The sequence below is a fragment of the Verrucomicrobiales bacterium genome (assembly GCA_016793885.1).
GTDB lineage: Bacteria > Verrucomicrobiota > Verrucomicrobiia > Limisphaerales > UBA11320 > UBA11320.
In genome coordinates, this window is record JAEUHE010000111.1 from 20,148 (window position 1) to 29,925 (window position 9,778).

Genomic DNA, 9,778 nt, shown 5'->3' on the forward strand with positions numbered 1-9,778 from the left:
CCCTCGGGCTTGCGGTTCAGGGCCCGAGGGAACTTTGATTTGTTCTGGACCTGGACCCCAGGACACGCGGGAGGTTTCGACGTTCTGTGTGCCACACCCCTCCCGTGGTCCCCACTCGGTTTCGCCCGTCAGCTCTGTGCAGAGTTGGCGGGCGAATTTTTTTGTGGCATGGGCCAGCTCGGCCCTTCACTCCTCAACCGAGGCGGGCATCTATCTCTCAGCGCATCCAACTGTTGCTTCGCGAACCTGGAAAGATGTGATGGATGCCGATGAGTATCCCCCGAATGTGGGAGGTTTCCAGAGCAGCCCGTATTCCCCTGTGTGCACGATTGTCATGAGCTAAGGGCGTCTTCTAAAAAATACTCGGGTAATTTCATTTTCCGCTTGCGGAGAATTTGAATCGGCGTATCTGTTCATCAACAATGCCAAGGTCAGGTAAAAAAATCATGAACGGAACTCGTGATAATCTGAAGCAAGGCAGCGAAGGAGTATGTGAAGCATATGATTGCATCCGGAGTTCACCCGAAGACGAGCTCAGTAGGCACCCGCATCAATGATGCTTCTCGCTCATCCAGCGGGTGGAAGAATAGAATGGAGCTTTACGCGGTCGCCGGATGGCTGGCCCTAAGTTCAGCTGGTGTGGCTCAGAACGCGATCCAGGATGGAGTGGACGAACCAATAGGAGCGCCCACTCGATACGAACGAACGCAGCAGATTGGAACGGAGGTGGCTGAGATCGGGCCCCATCATATCACATGGGAAACGATCGAGTCCTTCGTTGGCGAGGGGGGAATCACACTGTACCTCACGAACCGATTTCACGAACTTGCCAATGGCGTCGGATACTATTCCCAAGGGCAATGGATTCCATCCGAGGAGAAGATCGAGGTGGTGGGGGATCATGCCGTGGCTCGGCGAGGGCTTCATCAGGTGATTTTCGCCCCGGATGCCGCGACCGAGGGATGCATTGATTATCGGGCGCCAGACGGAAAGAGGTTTCGTTCCCACTTTATCGGCATTGGCTACACCGATGTGAAGACAGGGGCTTCAGTGCAAATCGGTACGCTCCAAAACTCCACCGGCGAACTAGTCGGGGACAATCAGGTGGTGTACCCAGATGTTTGCAAAGAGTTCGCCTGTGATCTGGTATATATCTTTCGACGTGGTTCATTTGAACAGGACCTTGTGTTGCAAGAACTACCGCCACCACCTGAAGCGTTTGATTTGAACAGTGACTCGACGCTTTTGGAAATTTTCAGCGAATTCGTGGAGGTGCCCGAAGGATCTTTTGAAGCGGTGCAGGTGCTGCCTGAACCGGCCCTGCAGGCCGGACGAGCTGCGTTACCGGAGTTGGAGGACCACCAGTTGGATTTCGGCTCGGTTCGATTCGGCAACGGACGTGCCTTCCCGGTGAGTGCGGATCGGAATGACGCGGGCTCGGCGCAGGTATTGAAGCGGTGGGAAGTCCGGGAAGGTAGGCATTTCTTGATCGAAAGGCTTCCGCATCGGGAGTTGCTCAAGCACCAGGCCGCGATGAAGAAGTCCAAAAAACAGGGTCAGGACACTCTGGTGGCTCGAGCAGGAGCGATAGGGAAGTCGCCGACTACCGTGACGACCACCGCCAAGTGGGTACCTTCGCGAATGGAAAGCGTCAAGGTGGGAGTTCAGACCCAGCGATGGAAACGACGCGCAGAAATGGCAGCGATGGATGGGGCCGCCAAGGGATATTGTATGGACTATGTAACCCTGGTGACCGCCGCCAATCAGCGGCTCCGGGCGAGCGAGACGTATTACGTGAATTCCGCCGTGATTTTGTCAGGAACCACCGTTGCGGAACCAGGGGTAGTCATCAAATTTAACTCTGGTGCCGGCAAAAAATTGGAGTTTTCTGGTCCGGTGGTCTTTGGAGGCTCGGCTTATCGGCCAATAATCTGCACTTCTGCCTTTGATAATTCAGTGGGCGACCAGGTCTTTGCGGGGAGCGCCAGTGGGAAGACTTATGGATACCCCGCCCTTCACCTAAATGGAGCCAACCAGAGCTACAACCTGCGCCATCTGAGCGTTCGGTTGGCGAACGAAGCGATCCGGCTCGATAACGGATCAAACCTGCAGCTGTGGCATAGCCAATTGGTGAATTGCGCGGTCGGGATCAACAAACAATCGACGAGTACAGGAGCGTCGCTGACGCTGAACAACGTTCTGATGGACGATGTGACGACTGGGTTCACAGGGTCAAACCTGGCTACAAGTTCGGGAGAACAGGTGACGGTGCATCGGTGCGGGACGTTCTCGACGGGGCCGACGCTGGCCTTGAAGAACAGTCTCCTGATGGCAGTGACTAATGGCTTGAATTACACGCCTCTGGGTCAGGCCCACGTGGTTCAGAGCACGTTGGACGCAGGGGTGTTTCAATCAGCTGTGGCAGGGGCTCACTATCTCCCCCGAACCAGCCCCTACCGAGGGAAAGGCATTACCCTTGCAAACACCGCGTTGGCGTCGGATTTGAAGCAGATGACGACCCAAGCGCCGTGCGTTATGCAGGGGACGGTTGCCGTCCCCACGATTTGGGGACGGTATGTGGAACGCGATTTTGGGGCACTCGATCTGGGGTATCACTATTTGAGTGCGGACTACTCGGTATCGAATGTGGTGGTGAGTTCGGATTTGGTGCTGACCAACGGCGTGGTGGTGGCGACTCATGGAGCCGTGGGATTTAAGATGGCGAGCACCGGGCGACTGTGGTCCTTTGGTCACCCTCTGCAAATGAACCGGCTGGTCTCCTACACATCGATTCAAGAACAGACAAACCAGATCGGATTGGGCGATGGGTATCGGGGATTGGTCGGCGTCGGAGGATTCGGTTATTCCTCAGCGGAGGTGCGGTTCCGCTTCACGGAGCTCGGCCATGTGGCCTCTGGATTCTCGGGGAGATATTTGCTTTACGGGGGTAACTTGTATGGCACCTGGGTCGTAGGAGCCTACGAGCTCAAGGATTGCCGGATCTGGAACATCAGGACAGCCGTAGCCGCCGGCAGTTTAGGAATGAAAGTAGGATTCACTAATAACTTGTTCCAAAGCTGTTCCATGGTTTTTGACAAATATACGATCAGTGGCCTGCAGATTTTCGATCTACGGCTGTACAACAACACGATGACGAACGGAGATCTCACCTTGAGTTACGGAGACAGCGCGCTCGATGCCCTTTGGACTCTGCGGGACAATGTATTCGAGTCCGTAAGTATCGTTAAGAATGTCGCGGCCGGGTTGACAATCCCTAGTGACTACAACGGTTACCTCGGAGGCACGGCCATCAGCGGATCGTTTAACCGGACGATCACGACGGCTGATTACGACTCCCCAGGCGCATTGGGAGACAAATATGTGAAAACGACAGGGGCCAGTGGAAGCATGTTCTTCGAATCGGTGGATCGCGGTTCCCGGAGTCCAGCCAATGCGACGCTCTTTCACCACACTCTGCACGCCAGCAACGTGAAGGATGCCGGAAGCTGGGTGGATTTGGGTTACCATTACGTGAGCGTAACCGGCTCACCTGGGAATTACGCGGCGGCCGACGGCGATTCAGACGGCATCGGGGACGTGATGGAGGACGTTAATGGAAACAATGTGGCGGATGTTGGAGAGAGCCCGTTCAATTTCTACAACTCGCCGAACGGATTGGCCAATCCGGCCCTCGTCGTTTTCACGGTGTTGAAGTAATTCGATTCCTCGTCGGGGAGGGTACGACTGATCGGGTTTTAGACTACCGGAGACTAAGTAACGATATATGGAGATCAAGGGACGATCGACGAGAAAAAACAGCCCGCTGAGCGCGAGGGGGGAACAGGCACAATTTAGACCGATCATCGGGGGAGTAATCGGCCTATCATTGGTTGTCTCGGCGCTGGGCGACTCGACTTCCTGCCCCAAATGCGCTGTGCTATGTGAAGTCAGAACGGTTTCCGCCACGCGTGCCAAAGTTGGATTCTGGGGAGCGCTTTCTGGGGTTGGAAAAACCTATCGGAACGTCTATCGAACGGAGACAGCTACCGACGTGATCGGTATCGATATCCCAGGGATTAGCCAAGACGTAAATCGTATGACGCAGGCCACCTACTCTTCTCCGCCTGCGACGACCGACATGATTTGCTCGATCCCTGGTGGGAACGCAACGCCAGACAACAGTTCTGCTGTCCTGGCGCTCACGGGGTCCGGATTCGCAAGTATTGCGGGTCCTGGAAGCTGTAGCGCAACCTGGAATGGACAAAGCTGGTCACCAAGCGCGACGTGTTATACCACGATTGTTGGGTTTGCTGGGCACGCGTGCTGGGTCCTTAACGGTGGAGGGACGACAACTCCCAATGATCAAACAGAAATCGTCACTAGGACTGCGATCGGGAATTCCTCCTGCCCGAACTGGTCTGCTGCCGATACCAAGTCGGAGAGTTACACTCGTGCCTATAGTGATCTTTTCTCGACCCCGGATCTTATCGCGGAGTCGCGCGGCATCGTAGAAGGCCGGGCTTTGCCTCCAAACTACACGGTGGGCTCTGGGGCGGCGAGTCTCAAACTTTGCTATCTTGACTTGTCCTGCGTGGCCACTCGCATGGAGTATCGGTTTAAGATCCAGACATCTGAGGACTACCTCTACCAGTTGGAGTGGCAGGAGGTATCCCAATTTGAAGATGGCACACTAGAGACGGTGGACAAGAGCTGTAAGTTCTCTGGCAACGGATCGGTGGTAACCACCGGAAACTTCGCGACGTCTCCGCCCGAGAAGCCCGGCGTTACGTACGCCGCAAACCTGAAGGTCAAATTCAATCACAAGCATGATCCCGGAGCTACACCGGGTACGGGGGGCGTCGGGGGAACATCAGGCAGCGGTTTTAGCGGCGGTCCTGGATGCTCGAGTTGCGGCGGCGATTCTGCCTCGGGCGCACCAGAGTTAGGTGTCTCGACTCATTCCGTTGGCTCGGGCACGGGACGGCCCATGCCCGATACGCTCACCGACGCGCGAGCTGTCACCATGGAGTATGATCCCAGCTTGTCTGGAGGAAGCGACGGTGGAGGGGAGATTTACCCGCGATTTCGGTTCAGTCTGGGCATGCAACTAGGGCAGGGGGAGGTGGGGGAAGTATCGTTTTCGAGGCCAGCGCCGAATCCCTCGAACTATAGTCCTTCGATTCTTGAGTTTGTCCCGATGGCTCCGGGTGTGGAGAAAATCTTAGCTCAGGGCCTTCTGCGGCAGGTGAAGACCTCGTTGGCGTTGATGGATGTTCAAACTGTCAATGCCTACAAGTTTGAGGTTAAATTTTATCCAATCGCACAAGTCGGTGCTCAGAATCCCACCACGCTAATCTATGCCGTCTCCGGTTCGCCATCCGTGACCTACACGATCGAGAACCCGGACGCTTCGGCGACGGTCTACAACCGCTTGAGGATTTCTGAGACGCGCGGAGCGTCCACGAAGAGCTACAACTATACCTACGTCGAGGCCACGAAGACCTGGACCCTGGTGATGCCGGATGGCGTGACGAGCTTTCTTACCGAACGAATCCCCAGCTCAGGGGGAGGACCGGCCGAGTTGCTCACGAAGGCGGTTTACCTGCCCACTGGGGCAACATCCCTTCAGCGCCGACGTCGTTATGAGCTGGCGGCGAATGCTTCGGCTGGGTTTGCAGCGAAATTGGTTGAGGAGCGTTTGGAGGATGGCGCGACTTCCCAGAGTGTCGTTTACGGATATCAGTTGCCGCCGACTTGGAACACGATGACTGCCCTTGTGCCCTTGATTGGCTCCGTAGAACATTCCGATGGGAGGTGGGAGAAGTTTGGCTGGGATCAGGTTGACGGCCGTCTCTCTTGGCATACCCGGCAGGTAGGAAATCAGCCTTTTTCTTCGGGGGACAGCGTCAACGAACGGACGGAGTTCGATTACACCGTTCATTCCAGTACGAGCGACGACGCGGCATATGAAAAATTCACACCGCGGACGGTTATCGAAAAGTATAAAAACCAGGCCGTTCGGATTCGCTTCGCCACCGTCTCCCAGTTTGAAAGACAGGCAGTGGAGGGCGTGTTGCCGAATTCGGGTTTCAATGACGTGGGCAATTTACGGACAATCGAGACGTTTTACAGTTCTGGGACCTGGTTGAATCGGCCGGAAAGCATGCAATTTCCGGACGGAACCATGACGTTCTGGTCCTACTCCCTCACGGGCACGGACTTGACCGTGACGGAGAAGCGAGGTCAACCCAACCCGTCCAAGACAGCAATCGATGTGGGGTTTGAAGCGATCCGGGTTTTGAATGGAGCTGGCAGGCTCAAAAGCGAGACCCTTAAAACAGTAAACGCTTTCATTCCGACTTCGCATGGGCTGACTCTCAAGAGCGATGTCTACGGCGGGTTTGATTCCTACTTACGTCCTCTGAATGTCGTGCATCTGAACGGACGGTCTGAATCTCAGGTGTATGGCTGCTGCGCTCTAGATAGCCACACGGACCAAGATGGAGTCACAACGACCTTCGGTTACGATCTCAACAGCCGCCTGGTGAATGTGACTCGGCTAGGAATTCAAACGATCATGGCCCTCGATCCCTTGGGTCGAACCTTGGTCACCTATCGCAAGGGAACCGACAATAGCCAATACCCGATCAGCCAAGCCCAGTATAACGGTCTCGGCGATGTGGTTCGCGAAACCAATGCGCTCTCCAAGGTGACGGTCCACAGCGAGACGACCGTGGCGGGGCAGCGCGTTCACACGACGACGTACCCTGACGGAGCGACTCGCATTGAAACCTATAGCCAGGATGGAACGATGGTCTCCTTAACCGGCACCGCCGTGCAGCCGGTGCGATATGTTCATGACATTGGTCTCGATGGGGGAGCCAACCGCATGTACACACAGCAAATCAAACTTGATGAGACCGGGGCCGATGCCTGGGAAATAGTCACCACGTATTACGATCCGTTGGGCCGCAGCTACAAGACCGTGCACGCCGACGGTGCGACGTCGCTTAGCTACTACAATGGACTCGGACAGCTCTGGAAAATGGTAGACCCCGATGGGGTCGTGACGCTTTATGGATACGATGGTCAAGGGCAGCAGGAAACAGTGGTCTTAGATATGGACCGCGATGGGGTTTACAGCCCTAGCGAAGGAAGTCAGGACCGATTGACGCGGGTGGTACGGGACGTGGTCACCAAGACTGTCGGCAGCGGATCAAAAGTAGTACACCGAACACGAACCTACCAACTGGATGACAAGGATCCAGATAACAACGATCCGAGTAACACCGCGCCGCAGGAGTTGCTTGTCTCTACGAGCGAAAGCTCGGCCGATGGGTTAATTCAGTGGGATACGGCGCACTCCGGGCCGACCCAGCAAACCCGTTTCACGTGGACAGCGTTTTCGACCGGTGGGAACCGTTACGTGACGAATGTTGCGATGGACGGGTCCTATAGCCTGACCTGGCTGATCAACGGCCGACTCAACTCCGTGGTCGAAAAGGGGACCACCCATGCGCAACTGACCTCCAAGGTGTATGCTTACGATGCCCATGGCCGAGTTTCGACAATGACCGACGCCCGAAACGGGGCGAGCGTTTACCAGTATAACAACTCGGATCAGGTAACGAGTTCGACCAGTCCGCTACCAGGGATGGGGCAATCCGCGCTCACCACGGTCACGGTCTACGATAACATGGGGCGACCGGCCACAGTGACTCAACCGGATGGCACGGCGGTGGTGACGGAGTATTGGCCGTCGGGACTGGTGAAAAAGGTGTCCGGCAGCCGCACGTATGCGTCGAGCTATACCTACGATGCGCAGGGGCGAATGACGAGCATGACCACATGGCGGACGGAGGCAGGAGCCCTGAATCCCGCGACGACGACCTGGGTGTATAGCCAACAGCGAGGGTGGCTGGTTCGGAAAGTGCATCCGGGAGAGGCCGACACAACGGATGATTATTCCTACACACCCGGCGGACGACTTCTAGCCAAGGTGCTGGAGCGCGGTCTGGCGGCTAGCCATGCCTACAACAATGGGGGCCAGCTCCAAACGGTGAATTTCACCGGGGGTGTGGACTCCCCCTGGTCGCGAACCCTGACCTATGATCGTCGGGGCCGATTGGTGAGCGCTTCTCATCGGGATGGGATGATCATCACCTATAGCTATAACAATCTGGGTCAAGTGACGACGGAGGGTTATAGCGGTGGAATTCTCAGCGGCTTTAAGGTGGACCGGGACTATGATTCGCTGTTCCGCCCGTGGCATGTCTATGCTCGGCAGGGGGTGACGACTCACAAGACCGCTACCTACTCCTATGAGACGACGTCCAGCCGGCTGAGCCGAGTTGACGATGGAACGTTCTTTGCGGACTACAGCTATCTGGCGAACAGCCGGTTGGTAAGCGGGGTAACGGTCAAAACGAACCTGACCACGCCGAGCACGGTGGTGACTGTCAGCAAGGTCTGGGACAATCTGGATCGCTTGGGAACGATAAGCTCGGTGGCTCAGGCTGGAAATACGTATTCGTATGGGTATAGTTACAACGATGCCAATCAGAGGGTCCAGACGAGGCTTGCTGATGGGTCATATTGGGTTTATGAGTATGATCGGTTAGGGCAGGTGATCAGCGGAAAGCGGTTCTGGGCCAACGGAACTCCCGTTCCTGGCCAGCAATACGAATATGGTTTTGACGATATCGGCAATCGTAAGACCGCCGCCAATGGCGGGGACTCGGAAGGAGCGAACCTTCGCTCCTTCACCTATGCTGTGAACGATGCCAACCAGTATACCTCCCGGCAGGTGCCCGCGACACTGGATGTGCTCGGGGTGGCCCGGGGAGCGGTGACGGTGAAGCTCGATGCGGGAGCTGCGGTGCCGGTGTCCTACACCCAAGGGGAGTATTTCAGGCATGAGATTACTGCACGCGCCTCGGATACCGTGATGGCTTACCCGCAGGTGACCGTTGCCGTTAGCGGCGGGAGTTCGCAAGCGGGACGAATCTTTGTTTCGGTCAAGAACGAGGTGTACACCCATGACAGCGATGGGAACCTGATGCAGGATGGTCGCTGGACCTATCATTGGGATGCGGAGAACCGGCTCACGAACATGGTGAGTGTGGCACTGCCCAATAGTCCTCCGGGAACCACGCCGATCCGGCTCGAGTTTAGGTATGACTATCTGGGAAGGCGGATTTACAAAGGAGTCTTTACCGTAGCCAGCCCCAACACCCCGGCTAAGCAGGAGCGGTATGTGTATGACGGTTGGAATGTGGTGCTGGTGCTCGATGGGGCGAGTGTCGTCCAGCGCAGTTTCCTTTGGGGAATGGATCTGAGCGGGAGCATGCAAGGGGCGGGAGGGGTGGGTGGATTGGTAGCGATCAAGGAGCACACCGGCACGGTGGGTACGCATGTGCCCGTGTATGACGGCAACGGGAACGTGACAGCTCTGGTGACCGGGCAGGGCGGGACGAGCACGATCACAGGAACCTACGAGTATGGGCCGTTCGGCGAATCCATTCGATCCAGCGGAACCCTGGCCAAGAACAACCCGTTCCGGTTCTCCACCAAATACCAGGACGATGAAACGGATCTGCTCTACTACGGTTACAGGTTTTACAACGCTTCCACGGGGAGGTGGCTATCCAGGGATCCGATTGGCGACAAAGGAGGGCTGAACTATTATTCGTTTGTTGAGAACGGACCAAACACCAAAATCGATCCCGATGGACGAGACATTTTCGTGGACCCAGGTCCCATTGACCCTCTCAACCCA

2 protein-coding genes are annotated in these 9,778 nt (G+C 56.2%); both read left to right on the forward strand.

All coding sequences use genetic code 11. The features are described 5' to 3' along the window. Positions 1–501 precede the first annotated feature (501 nt). Positions 502–3,717, forward strand: a complete 3,216-nt coding sequence (locus JNN07_12795; protein MBL9168614.1) for a hypothetical protein — start codon at positions 502–504, stop codon at positions 3,715–3,717. 805 nt (positions 3,718–4,522) lie between these two features. After that, the coding region (locus JNN07_12800) for an RHS repeat-associated core domain-containing protein (protein MBL9168615.1) at positions 4,523–9,778 on the forward strand (5,256 nt) is incomplete at its 3' end.